This window comes from Mesorhizobium sp. WSM4817 (assembly GCF_055811135.1).
Window position 1 is genome coordinate 133,145 of the sequence record NZ_JBVVQQ010000008.1, and the last position, 17,197, is coordinate 150,341.

The following is a 17,197-nucleotide window of genomic DNA, read 5'->3' on the forward strand; positions in this document are numbered from 1 at the left end:
CCCCCCCCCCCCCCCCCCCCCCCCCCCCCCCCCCCCCCCCCCCCCCCCCCCCCGCCCCGGGCGGGTGGGGGGGGGGGGGGGGGGGGGGGGGGGGGGGGGGGGGGGGGGCCCCCCCCCCCCCCCCCCCCCGCTACGGCCTGCGCCTACATCTTGCCCCACATTTTCTTGTATTCGTCGCGATAGCCATTGTCGGGGTCGAAGCTGTTCTTCGGCCCGCCGTCGAATTCGACGTTGTCTGCGGTCACGACGTGGAGCGGCGAAAGATAGCCGGACCATTTTACACCGGCGATCGCGCGGTTCAGCTCGTCGACCAGTTGCCAGCCCTGCAGGTTGAGCGGTTCGGCCACCGTCACCTTCTGGAACTGGCCGGCGTGGATGCGTTGATAGGCCGATTCCGAGCCGTCGCCGGCGGCGACATTGATCGGCGCGTCGGTGCCCGTCTTGCCGGCTGCCGCGAGCGAGGGGCCCATGAAGTCGAAATAGAGATCGTTGATGGCCAGCGAATGCGTCCAGCTGTCGCCATACTTCTGCAGCAGTGAGGTCGTCAGCTGCGGCATGCGCTGCGACGTTTCGGCGATAGGCGTATCGACATATTCGAGCACGGTCCCGCCGAGCTTCTCGATTTCTTCCTTCATCCGATCGGCCTTTGCGATGGCTATCGCATAAGTGGAATCGGTGAATATCACGACTCCGGGTTTTCCTTTGGCGTCTGCGTAGGCCCAGTTCGCGGCCGCGGCTGAAACCTGCATGGCGTCGGTGGAGACATTGGCAAAGAGCCCGATCTTGTCGTCCGGGCCGATCGTCGGGCCGGCATGCCAGGCGACCATCGGAATGCCCGCGGCCTTGGCCTGCTCGATCGCCGGTGCCTGTTCGACCGCGTCGAAGCCGTTGATGATGATGCCGCTTGGCTGCAGCGCCATGGCCTGGCCGAAGGCGGCGGTACGGCCTCCGATCGATCCGGCGCCGTCGATTACCTTGACCTCCCAGCCGATCGCCTCGGCCGCCTCCTCGACGCCGGTCGTCACCCCAAGGATACCGCCATTCTTCAGGTCGCCGGCAAGAACGACGATTGTCTTGCCTTCCTGGGCACTCGGGCCGGAGGTCGGGCCATCCCAGGCCGTAACTTTCTGGGCATATTTTTCGACGATCGCCATGGCGTCGGCCATCGCATCGGCCCGCGCCTGGTCGGCAAACATTGCCGGGGCCACGATGGCGACCGACAGCATTGCCACCGATGATTTCAAGAAATTCCTGCGCTGCATAACCTACCTCCCTGCTTTTGAGATCCTGATCGACTGTCCGGACTATTAGCTTCCGGACGGATTTGGCTTTCGCGGCAGTTTTGCCGCGGCGCCCCGTTTGCGCTGCGCGTATCCGGCAATGCCGATCGCGACGAGAAGCGTCACGCCGTGGAATAGAGGTTCAACGAAGAAGGAGCCGCCGAATTGCTGGATTCCGGAAATTCCGACGGCGAGGATGGCGACGCCAATCATCGTGCCCCAGACATTGACCCGGCCGGGTTTGATGGTGGTCGAGCCGAGGAACGCACCGACAAGCGCCGGCAGCAGATATTCAAGGCCGACGCTCGCCTGGCCGATGCGCAGCTTGGAAGCGAGCAGAACGCCCGTCAGTGCGGTGAGAAACCCCGATGAGACGAAAGCTCCGATGACGAAGCTCCGGACAGGAATGCCGTTGAGGGCAGCCGCCTTGGGATTGGCGCCGATCGCATAGACGTAGCGGCCGATCGGCAAATATTCCAGCACGATCCACAACGTGACGGCGATCGCCAGCACATAGAAGCCGGTGATCGGCAGGCCGAACAGCATGGTGCCATTGAGTGCATAGAACCCGTCGGGCAAGACACCGACCACCTGCCGCCCGCCGGTGTGCCAAAGGGCAAGCGCATAGAGCACGGTTCCCGTGCCGAGCGTGGCGATGAAGGAATCGATCCGGGCGACTTCAACGAGGAGCCCGTTCAGGAAGCCCGTACCGGCGCCGAGAAACAGGACGATCATCACGGCGAGAGGCCAGGGGATGCCCAGCATGGTCTGCAAGCTGATAGCGAGGATGTGCCACAATACTATTCCGTAGCCGACGGTCAGGTCGATGCGGCCCGAAGCCATCGGGATCATGGCGGCCAGCGACAGCAGTGCGATGATCGCCTTGTCGGAAACGATCGAGCGTAAATTGAGCAGTGTCGGGAACGTTTTCGGCAGCAGGATTGAGAACAGCACGATCAGCATAAGCGTGAGGATGACGAGGCCGTAGACCGGGACGAGCCTGATGAGCTTCTGCCGCGCCGGCAGGCCGGTCATTTCGCCCCGTGTCGGCTCGAGAGCGGTGGATTCGATGGATTGCATGGTCTTGCTCCGGGTCGGTCAGGCGGCTTCGGATGCCGATGCGGCGGTGATCACGGCGGATGTCGTGAGTTCATCGCCGGCGAGTTCGCGAACGATCTGCCCGCGGGAAAAGACCAGCGCCCTGTGGCAGATATGGGCGATCTCCTCGAAGTCGGTCGAAACAACGACGACGCCCAATCCGGCTTCGAGCGCCCGCCCGATCAGCCGGTAAATCTCGGCCTTCGCGCCGACATCGACGCCGGCGGTCGGGTCTTCGGCAATGAGCAGCTTGCGGCCGGTATGAAGCCAACGGCCGACGACGACCTTCTGCTGGTTGCCGCCGGACAGCGCCTCGATCGGCAGGTCCGGATCGTTGGGCCTGAGGCCGACCGTGTCGCCGATCGCCCGAGCAAGTGCCGCCTCCTTGTGGCCAGCGAGAAAGGAAAACAGGCTGCGCCTGGCCGCGCCCGGATTGATAAAAATGTTTTCGCGGATTGAGAGTGCAGCCGCGATCGACTCCTCGGTGCGATCGCGGGCGATGAGACCGACTCCGGCTTGCATCGCCGCAATGGGACTGGAGAGATCAGGCGTTTTGCCGTCGATGGAAATCTCGCCCGCAAAAGTTGTGCAGCCGAAGAGCGTCCGCCCGATGAGTTCCTGCCCGGCGCCGCGCAGCCCGACAAGGCCGAGCATTTCACCCCGGCGAACGTCGAAGGAAACCGGCCCGGCTCCCGCGCAAACCAGGTCGCGCACCGCGCAGATCGTCGCGCCCGCCTTGGTAGCCGCCTTGGCAAAGACCTGGCTCGCCGGTCGCCCAACGATCATTTCCACCAGTTCATCCGGCTTTGTGTCCGCTACCTTGTTCTGGCCGACCAGCTTCCCGTCCCGCAGCACGGCTACCTTGTCGGCGATGCGGAAAATCTCGTCGAGCCGGTGCGAAACATAGATCATGCCGACGCCGCGCTGCTTCAGCGGACGAAGCGCGTTGAACAATCGGTCGACCTCGTCGGCGGGAAGGCTCGCCGTCGGCTCGTCGAGCACGAGCACATCGGCTTCGGTTGCCAGCGCTCGGGCGATCGCGACGAGCGACTTTTCCGTCCGGGTGAGATCCTGGACCCGGGTCGTCGGATCGAAATCGCAACCAACGAGGCTGAGCGCGGCCTGAGCCCGCTCTTCCGTCGCGCGCCAGTCGATAAGGCCCGAGCGGAGCGAAAACCCCTGAGCCAGCCCGACATTCTCGCCGACAGACATCCATTCGATCAGCCCGAGATCCTGGTGGATGAAGGCAACCTGCTGGCGCTGGTTGGGACGCGGAGGCCGATGCTGATAGGGCTCGCCGCGAAACAGAATGCGTCCGCCATCCGGCCGGTGGATGCCGGCGAGCGTCTTGATGAGCGTCGATTTGCCGGCGCCGTTCTCTCCCAGCAGGGCGAGAATTTCGCCCTCATGCAAATCGAGCGATACGTCGGAAAGCGCGCGCGTGCCGCCGAACTCCTTGGTAATCGTCTGAAACTCGATCAGCTTGGTCCCGACCACGCACGCTCCTCCCAAAGGGTATGTTATCGATAACATATCCGGAGTCAACCGCCGCCCTCGTAAATCATGCGTCAGTCCTGGTGCATGCCGTCGAGCAGGCGCATCATTTCGGCGGAATCGCGGGCTCCGAGACCGGCCGCGCAAAGCAGGCGATGGATTTCGACGACCTGCCCAGTCATCGGCAGCGGTGTTTTCGTCTTCATTGCGAACGCCTGGAGGGAATCGAGATCCTTCAGCATGTTGTCGATCCGGCCAGTCGGCGAGAAATCGCGCGCGGCGAATTTCTTCATGAACTCCTGCATGATGTTGGAATCGGCGCGACCGCCGGCGAGCGCGGCGGGAATCGCTGCTGCATCGACGCCTCCGGCTTCGGCCAGTTTCACCGCTTCCGCGACCGCCTGGAACAGCACGGCGCAAAAGAGCTGGTTGATCAGCTTGGTCGTCTGGCCGGCGCCGCTCGGGCCCATCAGCGTGTAGTTTGCGCAAAGATGCTGCATGACCGTTCGGGCGCGCTCGAAATCGGCCTTGTCGCCGCCGGCCATAACCGTCAGGCGGCCCGCAAGCGCGCCGGGTGCGCCGCCCGAAAGCGGACAGTCCACCCATTTCATGCCGGTCTCGTCGGCAAGTTTTTTCGACATCTGCGCGGTATCGACCGGATCGATGGACGACATGTCGATGAGGATCTTTCCGGGTCCGGCTGCTTCAGCGACGCCCTCGGCGCCGAACACCGCGGCACGCACTATATTGGCGTGGTTGAGGCTGAGGATGACGAAATCGCTTGCCAGCGTCGCGCCGGCAACGGAGACGGCGGATGCTGCGCCTTTACTGGCAAGAGCGGATAGCTTGGCGCTGTCGAGATCGAACACCGTCACCGCCTGCCCGGTTTCGAGAAGCCGGGCCGTGATCGCCGAGCCCATGATGCCGGCGCCGATGACGGCGATCTTTGCTGGGGCTTGCGACATATCTCACGTTCCCTTCATTTGCTGAATCTGCGCCCCGATCCCCATCTCCGCCAGCCGTGCACACGCGGCGTCCATGATCGCGTCCACCGTCGCAGCGATGTTGACCGTCACCACGCCCTGCTCGGCCGTGGGATCTTCCAGTGTCGCGAACTGGCTGTCCAGCAGCGAGGGTGGCATGAAGTGACCGCGCCGCTCGCCGATCCGTTGCCGCAGCAATTGGTGCGATCCTTCCAGGAACACGAAGACCAGATCGCCTCCGGCCGCCTGGCGAAGGCGATCGCGATAAGCTTTCTTGAGTGCCGAGCAGGTGACGACAAGGCCATCGCCTTGTGCCGTACGCAGCGCCTTGCCGACAAGGTCCAGCCAAGGCCAGCGATCGGCGTCGTCAAGCGGAACGCCGGCCGACATCTTCTCGACGTTCTGGCGCGGATGCAGCGCGTCGCCCTCGACAAATTCGATGCCCAGGCGCGCGGCGATGCCCTCGCCAATGCTGGTTTTGCCGCAGCCGCTGACGCCCATCACCACGATGAGCGCCGGCTCAGAGGCAGGTCGTGATGCCGCCATCGACATAAAGCGTATGACCGTTGACGAATGACGAAGCCGGGCCGGCGAGGAAGACCGCCGCGCCAACCAATTCGTCGACATTGCCCCACCTTCCCGCCGGAGTGCGGTTGGCCAACCAGGCCGAGAACTCCGGATTTTCGACCAGCGCCTGATTGAGCGGGGTCTTGAAATAGCCGGGTGCGATCGCGTTGATCTGCAGGCCATGTTTGGCCCAGTCCGCGCACATGCCGCGCGTCAAATTGCGCACGGCGCCCTTGGTGGCGGTGTACGGCGCGATGTTGGTCCGGGCCAATTCGCTCTGCACAGAGGCGATGTTGATGATCTTGCCTTTCTGGCGTGGGATCATGTACCGGGCCACCGCCTGACCGACATAAAAGACGCTCGAAATGTTGGTGCGCAGGAGTTCATCCCACTTGTCGACCGGAAAATCCTCGAGCGGCGCGCGATACTGCATGCCGGCATTGTTCACGAGAATATCGATCGGCCCAAGATTGGCTTCGATGTCGGCGACGCCTTTTGCGGCAGCCTCTGCTGAGGTGACGTCGAACACCGCGCCATCGGCTTTGAAGCCCTTCGCGGCGAGCATTCCAGCCGCCTCCGCGACTTTGTCGGCGTTGCGGCCGTTGAGTACGATCGTCGCGCCATGACGCGCCAGACCCTCGGCCAGGGCAAGGCCGATGCCTTGGCTCGATCCGGTAACCAGGGCTCTAAGCCCAGTCAAATCGAAGAGCGAACTCACTCCAACCTCCCTGCAAGGCAGAACGATTCCAGGCGAACCGATTTTCTTGCTCCGCCTTTCTACCCTATTGACATGTATGTTATCGATAACATAGTCAATAGAAAAGGTGAAAATTCGGAGGAGACCTGCCGGTGACCGACATTCTGATGATAGGTCCTTACCCCGCCTGGGACATGGAAGACCTGGAAGCAAAATACCGGATGCATAAGCTCTGGGAGGCGACGGACAAGGACGCGCTGCTCACCGGAAAGGCCGACGCCATCCGCGCCATCGCAACGCGCGGCGAACTGGGTGCGAGCGCCGCGCTCATGGCAAGGCTGCCTAAGCTGGAGATCGTCTCCTGCTACGGAGTGGGCACCGACGCGATAGACCTCGGCCACGCCAGGGCGAACGGGATCCGGGTCACCAACACGCCGGATGTGCTTACCGAAGACGTCGCCGACATCGGCATCGGTCTTCTGCTATCGGTGGCGCGCAATATCCCTCAGGCGGATGCCTATGTGCGGAACGGAAGTTGGACCAATGGCAATATGCAACTCGTTACCCGCGTCTGCGGCAAAAAGCTCGGCATTGTCGGCATGGGCCGGGTCGGCGCCGCGGTGGCAAAGCGCGCGGCCGCCTTCGATTGTGCCATCTCGTACTACGACATCAACAGGCGCGGCGACCTACCTTACGCCTATGTCGGCGACCTCGTGGACTTGGCGCGCGACAGCGAATTTTTGATCGTAACACTCGCCGGAGGCGAAAGCACAAAAAACATCATCAACGCCTCCGTCCTTGAAGCGCTCGGTCCTGACGGCATTCTCGTCAACATCTCGCGCGGCAGCACGGTCGACGAAACGGCGCTGCTCGCAGCCCTGGAATCGAAAACAATCAAGGGAGCGGGGCTTGACGTCTTCTGGAACGAGCCGGCGATCGACGAGCGCTTTCTGAAGCTCGGCAATGTCGTGCTGCAGCCGCACCACGCCAGCGGCACGGTCGAAACAAGAAAGGCGATGGGCAGGCTCGTGCGCGACAATCTCGCCGCCCATTTCAGCGGGCAGGCCCTGCTGACGCCGGTCGTTTAGGAGGCGCGTCCATGAAGTCGCTCGTCATTCATGCCGCAAGGGATCTGCGGATCGAAGAAACCGACCCCGGCGCGCTCGAACCCGGACAGGTCGACATCGCTATTGAGGCCGGCGGCATCTGCGGCTCCGACCTGCATTACTACAACCACGGCGGCTTCGGCGCGATCCGGCTGCGCGAACCGATGATCCTCGGCCACGAAGTCGCTGGCACGATCAGGGCGGTCGGGGAGGGGGTTTCCTGCCTCGAAACAGGCGATCGGGTTGCGGTCTCGCCGAGCCGGCCGTGCAATGCCTGCCGCTATTGCCTTAAGGGCCAGCAGAACCAGTGCCTCAACATGCGCTTTTACGGCAGCGCCATGCCTATGCCGCATATCCAGGGAGCATTCCGCCAACGGCTGGTCGCCGACGCCACGCAGTGCCACCGGATAGCAGACCACGTCTCGATCAACGAGGCGGCCTTCGCCGAGCCGTTCGCGGTTACGCTGCACGCCGTCAACCGGGCGGGTTCGCTGTTGGGCAAGCGGGTTCTCGTCACGGGCTGCGGGCCGATCGGGGCGCTCTGCATCATCGCCGCCCGCGCGCACGGGGCACGGGAAATCGTCGCAACCGATGTGATGGCCGGCGTTTTGAAAACAGCCACGGAAATCGGCGCCGATCGCACGATCAACGTCGCGACCGACGCCGACAAGCTGGCGGCCTACAACGCCGACAAGGGATATTTCGACGTGATGTTTGAGGCGTCGGGCAACGAGCGCGCTGTTCGCGCCGGTCTTGAGGTTCTAAGGCCGCGCGGCGTGCTGATGCAGCTCGGGCTCGGCGGCGACCTGGCGATCCCGCAAAATCTCGTCGTCGCGAAGGAAATCGAGATGCGCGGCACGTTCCGCTTCCACGACGAGTTCGCGCTCGCCGTCGACCTGATCAACCGCCGCCGGGTGGATGTGAAACCGCTGCTTACAAGGATCTATCCGCTCAAGGAAGCCGTCGCAGCCTTCGAGATCGCCGGCGACCGCAACAAGTCGATGAAGGTCCAGATCGCCTTCTGAAGGGCTGCGCTACCGGAGCGAGCCGCTCACAGCATATCGGCGCCGATCGCTGCCAGGACGGCGCGCGACGTCGATGTCCTGCTCGCCGCTTCCCGATCCAACGCCAATCGCGCCCGCAAGCCTGCTGTCGAAGTGGATGGGCAATCCGCTGGGAAGACAGCTCACGCCGCCCTGCGATGCGACTGCCGCCGCTGCCTCGAATGGTATTGCGCCTGTCGCGGCGTCGATGGCTGCCGCCGTGCGCGCCTTTGCCCGCGCGGTATGCATGCTCAAATACCTGGCGCCGTCCATGCGCAGGCTGGCGATCGTCTCGCCGCTGGCGTCGACCACGACGAAGCATTGCGGGACACCCATTGCGCTTGTTGGCGCCATGCCTGCGCTCAGCGCCTTCATTGCGCCGTCATGGCTCAGACTTAGGGTTTCGCGGAACATCGCCATGGTGCGGCCTCTATCGCCGGAATGGTTGAGTGTTAGGCGCTTTCCCGCTCCACCACCTTGTAGCTGGTCAAGATAATTTCCTGGGACAAGCCGTTGTCTTCGCCCTTGATCGACTGGATCAGCTTGCGTGCTGCCTGTTTGCCGATGCCGTAGCAGTCCACGTTCACCGTCGTGAGTGTCGGATGGCAGTAAGCTGCAATCTCGAAATCGCCGAAGCCGGCGATCGCGATGTCCTGCGGAATCCGGATGCCCCGGCGCTTGCACTCCATCACCGCACCAAACGCCGACAAATCCGAGACGCACAGCGCGACCTCGGTATCCGGCCAGCGCTCCAGCATGCCGACGACCGCCTGTCCGCCCTGCTCGATCGAAATTGGAGGCACGCCGAATGAAACCAGGCGGCCGGGCGGCAGGCCGAGTTCCTCGATCGCCTTGACGAATCCGGCCCGCCGCTGGCTGCCGCGCGTATCCCGTGACGTCGTACCGCCGATATAGCCGAATTTCCGGTAGCCTTTTTTCGCCAATGTCCTGACGAGCAGCGCCATCGCTTCCTCATTTGAGAAGCCGACGACCTGATCGATCGGCTTCGGCGGCAATTCCCACGTTTCAACCACCGGAATGCCCGCGCTTTCCAACATGCGCCGCGTAAGATCGGTATGTGTGCCGCCGGTCAGGATAATGCCCTCCGGACGTCGGCGAAGCATCGCCTCGATCAGCCTTTCTTCCTTTTCCGCCGTGTAGTCGGTGTAGCCGAGCAGAAGCTGAAGACCCGTATTCTCCAGTTCGTCGGTGATGCCGCGGGCGGTGTCGGCAAAATTCGAATTGTTGATCGAGGGAATGATCGCGGCCACAAACCCGGTCTTGCGTGACGACAGGCTTCCGGCAGACTGGTCGAGCACATAACCAAGCTCGTTTACCGCCGCCAGGATCCGTTCACGGGTTGCATCCGAGACGCGGCCGTCCTTCTTGAGCGCTCGCGATACCGTCATCGCCGAGACGCCGGCCCGGCGGGCCACGTCAAGCATCGTCGGCGCCTGGTTCTCGGGAGATTTGGCGTTCAGTCCCTTGGGCATCATGGCGCTCCGCAAGCCGGTTGCGGGACGCACGCTAACGACGGAGCGTGCCATGGATTCATCGCGCGCCCGTCCTCATGCATGCCCCCTTGGAAATCAGATTACAATTGATATGTTATCGCTATCATACAGCGCTGGCAACAGTTGTGCCGCGGGCCCATCAGCTGGCCCCAACCGGCCAGCGCAGATCCAGCGTGCGGGAGGCGTGAGGCCAATGTTTGAAAATATTGAGGGCACAGGTTTCGAAATGCTCGATCCGCGATTTGCCGCTTGCTTCGTCGGGCACGCGCGCGTCGAGCGGCTTTGGTCGGGCGGGCGCTGGCTGGAGGGCCCTGCGTGGTTCGGGCCGGGCCGCTATCTCATCTGGTCCGACATTCCGAACAACCGGATAATGCGCTGGGATGAGACCGACGGCTCGGTTTCGGTGTTTCGCCAGCCTTGCAATAACAGCAACGGAAACACGGTCGACAATCATGGGCGGCTTGTCACCTGCGAGCACCTGGCGCGACGGGTGACAAGGACGGAGTTCGATGGCGCGATCACGATCGTTGCCGACCGGTTCGAAGGCAGGCGCTTCAACTCGCCGAACGACGTCGTGGTTGCGTCGGACGGCGCGATCTGGTTCACGGATCCGCCCTACGGCATCATGCACGACTATGAGGGCGATTACGGCGAGGAAGAGATCGGCGGCTGCCATGTCTACCGGGTCGATGCGGCGACGGGCGCGGTCACTCGAGTCGCCGACGACTTCGTCAAGCCCAACGGCCTTGCGTTTTCCCCCGACGAAAAACTGCTCTATGTCACCGACACGGGCGCTACGCACCTGGAGCGCGGACCCCGTCACATCCGGAAGCTCCGCGTCGGCGACGAAGGAAGGCTGAGCGGCGGCGACGTCTTTGCCGAATGCGCCAGCGGATTTTTCGACGGCTTCCGGATCGACACGAAAGGCCGCGTCTGGACCAGCGCCGGTGATGGGGTTCACTGTTTCGATCCGGACGGAACGCTAATCGGCAAGATCCGTATTCCCGAGACCGTCGCGAACGTCACTTTCGGCGGAACTCGCCGCAACCGACTCTTCATCTGCGCGACGACTTCGCTTTATGCCGTCTATCTTACGGCCAACGGCTCCAAACTGGGCTGACACTGCAGCAGAACGGTCAGCCATCTCGGGCGTCTGCGACTGCTCGACAATGTTACAACTCGAGCATCGCGGTAGAGCCAAGATCGGGGAGTCGCCGAAGCGAATGTCCCTTAGACCCGCAACCAAGCCGCGAATCTCCTGTATTTCGCGCATTTGGGGCTAACAATCCATGAAACACGCACTGGGCACTTGACATCATGTTATCGATAACATCAATATAGGGCGGTTGGAGGAGAAATGAGATCGGCACGCTCGCAAACGCGGGGCTAAGGCCCGCGGAGAACGCCTGTGCAGTCGCCAAGGGCAGTGTGCAGATCCAATTTTCCAACATCGAAGCTCTAGGAGCAGACACAGCCATCTGTCCGATCGTGTCAATGCCGGTGGATGCACGGACATATTTGATAGGCGCCTCGCAGTCGGCGCCTCGGGATCTTTCACGGAGGAGAACACCATGAAACCACTTGTCAAAATCCGCGCAATATTCGCCGCGATCAGCCTTGCCGTCCCAATGCTAGCGATGGCCAACTCGCCCGCCAGCGCCATCACTCTGGAAGAGATTACGTCACGCGGCAGCGTCCGAATCGGCGTCGTGACCGGCGCGCCTCCGATGGGCATGGTCGATGAAAGCGGCAATCCAACGGGCTACGACGTCGACGTCGCCAACCTCATTGCCGGTTATCTTGGAGTGAAGGCGGAACTCGTTCCGCTGACGCCGCCGTCGCGAATCCCAGCCCTGCAAACCGGCAAGGTCGATTTCCTGGTGGCCACACTGGCGCCCACCGGAGAACGGGCCAAGACCGTCATGTTCACCCAGCCCTACAGTGCCTTCAACATGGTGATCGTGTCTGGCCCAGATCAGAAATTCGCCCAGCTATCAGAGCTCGAAGGCAAACGCGTTGGCGTCAATCGGGGCTCGTCGCAGGAAGCCGCATTGCGGCGGGTCGCTGTGCCAGGGCTCGAGATCGTCGTGTTCGAGGACGATTCGACAACCGCTCAGGCGCTCTTTGCCGGCCAGGTCGATGCGACCGCGCTCCCCTCGACGGTTGCCAACGCCATCATTCAGCAGCGGCCGGACGCCGGTCTGCAGGTCGGCTTCACCTTTTTCCGGCAAGGCAACTCCATGGCCACCACGCTCCAGGATTTCGAGGTGCACCAGTGGCTCAACACCGCGATCTATCTGATGAAGAATTCCGGCGAACTTGACGCCATCGCGACGAAGTGGACGGGCACCCCGATGCCGCAACTGCCTTTGTTCTGATCTCACGAAAGGTTGCCGGACGATCTGCGTCCGGCAAATTCGTTGGTGACGTTCCGATCGAGGACCAAGAATGTCTTACACATTCCAGTTCGGCGCTATCGCGCAATACACCGACGAGATTGTCGCCGGGATATGGCTGACGATCATGTTGTCCGCCGCCTCCATCGTGATGGGAAGTTCGTTCGGCATCGTTCTCGCGTCGCTGCGTTCGATGCACGGCCGGGCGGTACGGCTCATGGTCGATGCGTATGTCGAGATCATCCGCAACACGCCATTCCTGGTTCAGCTTTTCATCATTTATTTCGGACTACCCGGCGTTGGTCTGCGGGTTAGCGCAACGACGGCGGCGCTGATCGGCATGACGATAAACCTCGCAGCCTATTCGACCGAAATTATCCGAGCCGGCATAGAAGCCATCCACAAGTCGCAGATCGAGGCGGGTGAAGCGCTCGGGTTCACGTCCTTTCAAATCTATCGCCATGTCATCATCATGCCGGCAATCGCCAAGGTGTATCCGGCGCTGTGCAGCCAATTCGTCCTGATGATGCTTGCTTCAAGCATCTGTTCGGCGATTTCGACCAAGGAACTCGCCGCTTCCGCAGCCTTTGTCGAATCGCAAAGTTTTCGTTCGTTCGAAGTCTATATCGTCGTGACGCTGATCTATCTGGCTCTCGCCCTGGCGTTGCGCGCGATACTGGCGCTCGTTGGCTGGGGCCTGTTCGGGCGCCGTGTGGCGCGCAAGGCGACGACCTCCCTTGCGGAGGTGCAGGCATGACGCTCCGGACTTTCGGCTTCAGCGAATTCGGTTTCCTTCTCTCGGCGCTGCAGTGGACGATCCTTTTGACCGTCATTGCGCTTTCCGGTGGCGGTTTTATCGGCTTTATCATTGCACTCGCGCGGACCTCGACACGCAAGGCCGTGCGGGTTGCCGCCGCCACCTACATCCAGATCATCCAGGGCATTCCCGTGCTGATGATCCTGTTTCTTTCGTATTACGGCCTCAGCCTCGCCGGCTTTCAAATGCCGCCCCTGGTCGCAGCCGGCGTTTCGATGACGATCTATGCCTCGGGCTACCTTGCGGAGATCTGGCGCGGCTCCATTCAGGCCGTGGCCAAGCAGCAATGGGAGGCGTCGGAATCCTTGGCGATGACGCGAGCCCAGCAATACCGCTACGTCATCCTGCCCCAGGCCCTACGCATCGCGCTCCCTTCCACCGTCGGCTTTGCCGTGCAGGTGGTCAAGAACACGTCGATCACCTCGATCATCGGCTTCGTTGAACTCGCCCGCGCCGGGCAACTCATCAACAACGCGACGTTCCAGCCGTTCCGCGTTTTTCTCGCAGTCGCGGCTCTCTACTTTGTCGTCTGCTATCCGTTGTCCCAGCTGTCGCGTCTGCTGGAAAGGAGGCTCCATGCCGGAAGTGCTTATTGATAATGTCCACAAGAGCTTCGGAGCTGTCGAAGTCCTCAAGGGCGTCTCGCTGTCCGTCAATCGGGGCGATGTGTTTGCGTTGATCGGCCGCTCCGGTTCCGGAAAAAGCACGCTTCTGCGCTGCATCAACGGCCTGGAAAAGATCAATTCCGGCCGCATCGAAGTTGCCGGCCACGCCGTTGGCCGAGACCCGAAAGAGTTGCGCAAGCTGCGCACCGATGTCGGCATCGTCTTCCAAAGCTACAATCTCTTTCCGCACCTGACGGTGGCCGAAAACATCATGCTGGCGCCGCGGATCGTCAAATTGGTGTCGAAAGCTGAAGCCAAAACCACTGCGGAGGAAGTTCTCGGCATGGTTGGCCTGTCGGAGAAGTTCGACGCCTATCCCGACCAGCTTTCCGGCGGCCAGCAGCAGCGCGTGGCGATCGCCCGCTCGCTCGCCATGCGTCCCAAGGTGATGCTGTTCGACGAGGTGACGTCGGCGCTCGATCCGGAACTGACCGAGGAGGTGCTGAACGTGCTGGAAACGCTCGCCCGTAACGGAATGACCATGCTGCTCGTCACCCACGAGATGGGTTTTGCCCGCCGGGTGGCGACCACAACGATTTTCATGCATCACGGAAAGATCTGGGAAGAGGGGCCTTCGGTTGAACTCTTCGGCAGGCCGAAGACCCCGGAACTGCAGCAGTTTATTAAATCGGACGTGAAGTAGCCCGGCAAATCAGGCCGGGAGCCGCCACATTCGCACACGACCTGTACCGCGCAATTCCGTTTCCGCGAGAGGGTCGCAAGCAAAATTTGGTCCAAGCAGTTTGCGAGTTGCATCCGAAATACGGATTTCATCGGGCTCCGCTGACGTTTGAATACGTGCGGCGAGATTAACGGTCTCGCCCCAAAGGTCATAGGCAAACCGCCTTTTGCCTATGACGCCCGCGACGATTGGTCCTGAGTGAATTCCAATTCTGAGTCTTATCGGTTCTCCTGCGAAGCGTTCGTGCTTAACCGCCTTCCGCAGTTCAAGTGCATAGTGCGCAAGAGCTTCTGCATGATCGGATCGCGCGACGGGCAGGCCAGCGACCACCATCACACAATCGCCGATTGTCTTGATCTTTTCGCAGCCGTCTCGTTCCGAGAGCAGATCCGCTGCCTTGAAGAAGTAGTTCAAAATAGCCAGCGTTACCTCGGCTCCGACGTTCCGCGCTCTTTCCGTAAATCCGACGATGTCGGCAAAAAGCACACTCACGTCAGCATGGTTGTCTGCAATTTGCTCGTCGGCCTTTAACCGCTCCGCGATCGACGCCGGAAGAATGTTGAGGAGCAGGCTTTCGGCGCGCTGGTATTCACGCGACAATCCCTCCTGGCTCTGCCGCAACGCCTCGTTCGTCAACTGTAATTTTTCGTTGAGTTGACGCTCCCTCTCTTGCAGGAGTGTCATTTCATAAGCCTTCTGTTGAAGCCGCTGCCTGTTGTCGCGTTCGGCAGTGGCGTCAAGAAAGAGCAGCCATACGCAGGCATTGCCAGCAAAAAGATGAAGGTCCGCGACACGCCCGCTGGGCAGTTCGACCATGGCCATATGATATGGAAGCTCCGGGCAAGGCAGCAAACCTTCCATGAACGCAAGCTGCTCGGCAACGGGCTTGCCAATGCAAAGTGATGATAGGCCGTAATGTTCAACACTGCCGCCCTTCTCAGCGATGCAAAGCTGGGCATCAATTTTCAGATATGCGACAGAGTGCTCGTTGGAGAAGAAATCGTAAATCCAGCTTCTGACTTCTCTTGGCAATCCACGCATGGTCTATTCGGTGACCATCGAAGCAAGCTGGCGGAACGCATCATCAACATATTCACCCGAAAGCGCACTTGTCAGATAGATTTGCCATCCAAGTTGCCTCAGTTCGTTGATCTCACTATCCGATATTGCCCACCGATCGGCCAGATCGGATTTGTTGAACAGCAATACGAACGGCATGGCGCCGAATTCGGCCTCGGCCCGCTCGCGAAGCGTGAGCGCCACTGCTAGGGTAGCGGCGCGGGTTCCATCGACGACAAGCACGAGCCCGCTCGCGCCCCGCACATAGCTGACGCGGAACGACCCGATATCGTCTTCGCCGGCCAGATCCCACAAAATCAGATCCACGGTTTTATCCGGCAGTACAACACTCTTCTTGTCGATTTTCACTCCCACCGTGGTCAAGTAGGTTTCTGAAAAGATGCTTTGCACAAACCTGCGAACCAGACTCGTCTTTCCGACAGCGAACCCGCCCAACATGCAGATCTTTTTTTGCAATAACCTGGGCCCTAGTGGAAGTTTACCGTAACCGAAACTCTGCGATTGGCGGAGCTCCCGGTTCGGCTATTCTCAGTCTCCGCCGGCTCAAAAGTGCCCGCGCCGCGAACCAAAAGCGATTCCGGAGCGACGCCGCGCTTCTTGAGAAGCGCACGAACTGTCTCGGCGCGGGCGGCGCTGATCGACGCGTTGGCCGTCTCACGGCCCACGGTGTCCGAATGGCCGGTCAACATGAACTGTGCTGTTACGCCTGCCTTGCGGGCGTCCTTGGCCAATTCTTTCAATTGATTCGCCAATTGGTCGAGAACTGGCAGTTGCTCTGGTCCCGGTACAGCCTTGCCAGAATCGAAGAAAATGTCGACCGCTTGAATAGCCTCCCTCAAATGCGTGAGTTCCTGAGGGGTCACCTCGCGCAGCTCGGAAATTTCTAGAGAGAGTCCGTCCGCGGCCAGTTGTTGGGCGGCGACCCGCGCCCGATCTATCCAGGCGGCAGGAGCCTCGCCCACGACAACGATGCGATCCTTGATGATCGAAAATCGTACTGAATCCGGCGGGACCAGCGACGCCATCAGCCGCTTCACCACGAACTTCGGATCAAGGCTCTGATAGAATTGCCACTGCGAATGAACGCGAGCCGGATCAACGTCCGTTCCGGACAGCAGAGCCTGCGGGTCGGCGGCCTGCGGATCTCTCAGGCCGGAAATGTAGAAATGTCCGCCACTCGCCCTTTGTTGGGCGACGATGATTCCCGGTTGGGCCTCAAGACGCGACACATAAGTCTGCCAGTGCTCCGCCGCGCGTGCTTCGGGGCTCACATCGCGAACCTTGGAGAAGTCGAATACCGGTCCGCCTGCCTCAAGCTGTCGGGCCGCTGCGCGTGCCCGATCTATCCAGGTGTCGGGAGCCTCACCCTCGGCAACGATGCGATCATTGACGATCGAAAGTCGTACTGAATCCGGCGGAGCTAGCGACGCCGTTAGCCGCTTCAACACGAACTCCGGCTCAAGGCTCTGATAGAATTGCCACTGTGAATGAACGCGGGCGGGATCGACCTGCGTTCCGGACAGCAAAGCCTGCGGGTCGGCGGCAAGCGGGTCTCTCAGGCCGGCAATATAGAATTGGCCATCGCGCATCTTTTGTTCGGCAACGATGATGCCCGGCTGGGTTCCCAGTCGCGACACATAGGCCTGCCAGCGCTCCGCCTCGCGTGCTTCGGGGCTCACATCACGGACCCTGGAGATATCGAATACCGGTCCGCCTGCCTCAAGCTGTCGGGCCGCTGCGCGTGCCCGATCTATCCAGGTGTCGGGAGCCTCACC

At 61.5% G+C, this 17,197-nt stretch carries 19 protein-coding genes; 8 read left to right on the plus strand and 11 right to left on the minus strand.

Annotation, left to right across the window (positions count from 1 at the left end; genetic code table 11):
• Window positions 1-183 (plus strand): hypothetical protein (locus tag AC0L2K_RS13970; RefSeq protein ID WP_473531601.1); only part of this gene is annotated, 183 nt, incomplete at its 5' end.
• On the opposite strand, the gene AC0L2K_RS13975 is transcribed toward AC0L2K_RS13970, so the two are convergent.
• The 6 genes from AC0L2K_RS13975 to AC0L2K_RS14000 form a co-directional block, all read right to left on the minus strand.
• The gene (locus AC0L2K_RS13975; protein WP_287363663.1) at window positions 144-1,262 is read right to left on the minus strand and encodes an ABC transporter substrate-binding protein; all 1,119 of its coding nucleotides are present in this window, start codon (window positions 1,260-1,262) and stop codon (window positions 144-146) included. The two genes, AC0L2K_RS13970 and AC0L2K_RS13975, sit on opposite strands and share 40 nt — an antisense overlap.
• Window positions 1,263-1,307: 45 nt before the next feature.
• Window positions 1,308-2,360, minus strand: coding sequence for an ABC transporter permease (locus AC0L2K_RS13980; RefSeq protein WP_473531602.1), 1,053 nt, complete (start codon window positions 2,358-2,360; stop codon window positions 1,308-1,310).
• A gap of 18 nt (window positions 2,361-2,378) precedes the next feature.
• Window positions 2,379-3,875 (minus strand): sugar ABC transporter ATP-binding protein, encoded by a 1,497-nt coding sequence (locus AC0L2K_RS13985; RefSeq protein ID WP_128173719.1) that lies wholly within the window; start codon window positions 3,873-3,875, stop codon window positions 2,379-2,381.
• Between the two features lie 71 nt (window positions 3,876-3,946).
• Complete coding sequence (locus AC0L2K_RS13990; RefSeq protein WP_473531603.1) at window positions 3,947-4,837, minus strand: NAD(P)-dependent oxidoreductase; 891 nt, start codon at window positions 4,835-4,837, stop codon at window positions 3,947-3,949.
• A gap of 3 nt (window positions 4,838-4,840) precedes the next feature.
• Window positions 4,841-5,407 carry a gluconokinase gene (locus AC0L2K_RS13995; protein WP_287227752.1) on the minus strand — a complete coding sequence of 189 codons (567 nt, stop codon included), beginning with the start codon at window positions 5,405-5,407 and terminating at the stop codon, window positions 4,841-4,843.
• Window positions 5,376-6,140 carry an SDR family oxidoreductase gene (locus AC0L2K_RS14000; protein WP_128168925.1) on the minus strand — a complete coding sequence of 255 codons (765 nt, stop codon included), beginning with the start codon at window positions 6,138-6,140 and terminating at the stop codon, window positions 5,376-5,378. The genes AC0L2K_RS13995 and AC0L2K_RS14000 overlap by 32 nt, the downstream gene beginning before the upstream one ends.
• Before the next feature lie 125 nt (window positions 6,141-6,265).
• On the opposite strand from AC0L2K_RS14000, the gene AC0L2K_RS14005 reads away from it, so the two are divergent.
• Both AC0L2K_RS14005 and AC0L2K_RS14010 read left to right on the plus strand, forming a co-directional pair.
• A complete protein-coding gene (locus AC0L2K_RS14005; RefSeq protein ID WP_128168926.1) occupies window positions 6,266-7,207 on the plus strand; it encodes a 2-hydroxyacid dehydrogenase in 942 nt (313 codons plus the stop codon).
• 11 nt (window positions 7,208-7,218) lie between these two features.
• The gene (locus AC0L2K_RS14010) at window positions 7,219-8,250 is read left to right on the plus strand and encodes an L-idonate 5-dehydrogenase (RefSeq protein ID WP_128168927.1); all 1,032 of its coding nucleotides are present in this window, start codon (window positions 7,219-7,221) and stop codon (window positions 8,248-8,250) included.
• A gap of 9 nt (window positions 8,251-8,259) precedes the next feature.
• Here AC0L2K_RS14010 and AC0L2K_RS14015 read toward each other — a convergent pair whose 3' ends face one another.
• Together AC0L2K_RS14015 and AC0L2K_RS14020 are read right to left on the minus strand one after the other, a co-directional pair.
• Window positions 8,260-8,688, minus strand: coding sequence for a GlcG/HbpS family heme-binding protein (locus AC0L2K_RS14015; RefSeq protein ID WP_473531604.1), 429 nt, complete (start codon window positions 8,686-8,688; stop codon window positions 8,260-8,262).
• A gap of 32 nt (window positions 8,689-8,720) precedes the next feature.
• On the minus strand, window positions 8,721-9,761 hold the full coding sequence (locus AC0L2K_RS14020) for a LacI family DNA-binding transcriptional regulator (RefSeq protein ID WP_373420399.1): 1,041 nt from the start codon (window positions 9,759-9,761) through the stop codon (window positions 8,721-8,723).
• 214 nt (window positions 9,762-9,975) lie between these two features.
• On the opposite strand from AC0L2K_RS14020, the gene AC0L2K_RS14025 reads away from it, so the two are divergent.
• From AC0L2K_RS14025 to AC0L2K_RS14045, 5 genes are all read left to right on the plus strand, one after another.
• Entirely contained in the window at window positions 9,976-10,902 is a 927-nt protein-coding gene (locus AC0L2K_RS14025; protein ID WP_128168929.1) for an SMP-30/gluconolactonase/LRE family protein, read from the plus strand.
• A 451-nt stretch (window positions 10,903-11,353) separates the two neighbouring features.
• On the plus strand, window positions 11,354-12,160 hold the full coding sequence (locus tag AC0L2K_RS14030; RefSeq protein WP_023797989.1) for a transporter substrate-binding domain-containing protein: 807 nt from the start codon (window positions 11,354-11,356) through the stop codon (window positions 12,158-12,160).
• A 70-nt stretch (window positions 12,161-12,230) separates the two neighbouring features.
• Complete coding sequence (locus AC0L2K_RS14035; RefSeq protein ID WP_128168930.1) at window positions 12,231-12,935, plus strand: amino acid ABC transporter permease; 705 nt, start codon at window positions 12,231-12,233, stop codon at window positions 12,933-12,935.
• Window positions 12,932-13,591, plus strand: a complete 660-nt coding sequence (locus AC0L2K_RS14040; RefSeq protein WP_128247126.1) for an amino acid ABC transporter permease — start codon at window positions 12,932-12,934, stop codon at window positions 13,589-13,591. Before AC0L2K_RS14035 ends, AC0L2K_RS14040 begins: the two co-directional genes overlap by 4 nt.
• Window positions 13,572-14,303, plus strand: a complete 732-nt coding sequence (locus AC0L2K_RS14045) for an amino acid ABC transporter ATP-binding protein (protein ID WP_128168932.1) — start codon at window positions 13,572-13,574, stop codon at window positions 14,301-14,303. The genes AC0L2K_RS14040 and AC0L2K_RS14045 overlap by 20 nt, the downstream gene beginning before the upstream one ends.
• A gap of 9 nt (window positions 14,304-14,312) precedes the next feature.
• On the opposite strand, the gene AC0L2K_RS14050 is transcribed toward AC0L2K_RS14045, so the two are convergent.
• Genes AC0L2K_RS14050 through AC0L2K_RS14060 form a run of 3 tightly spaced genes read right to left on the minus strand, consistent with a single transcriptional unit; the run spans window position 14,313 to window position 17,059 of the window.
• Window positions 14,313-15,383 carry an adenylate/guanylate cyclase domain-containing protein gene (locus AC0L2K_RS14050; protein WP_023797985.1) on the minus strand — a complete coding sequence of 357 codons (1,071 nt, stop codon included), beginning with the start codon at window positions 15,381-15,383 and terminating at the stop codon, window positions 14,313-14,315.
• A 3-nt stretch (window positions 15,384-15,386) separates the two neighbouring features.
• Window positions 15,387-15,878 carry a Rab family GTPase gene (locus AC0L2K_RS14055; RefSeq protein WP_023797984.1) on the minus strand — a complete coding sequence of 164 codons (492 nt, stop codon included), beginning with the start codon at window positions 15,876-15,878 and terminating at the stop codon, window positions 15,387-15,389.
• A gap of 11 nt (window positions 15,879-15,889) precedes the next feature.
• Window positions 15,890-17,059: an OmpA family protein gene (locus AC0L2K_RS14060; protein WP_473531605.1), complete on the minus strand. Its 1,170-nt coding sequence runs from the start codon at window positions 17,057-17,059 to the stop codon at window positions 15,890-15,892.
• Between the last annotated feature and the right edge of the window lie 138 nt (window positions 17,060-17,197).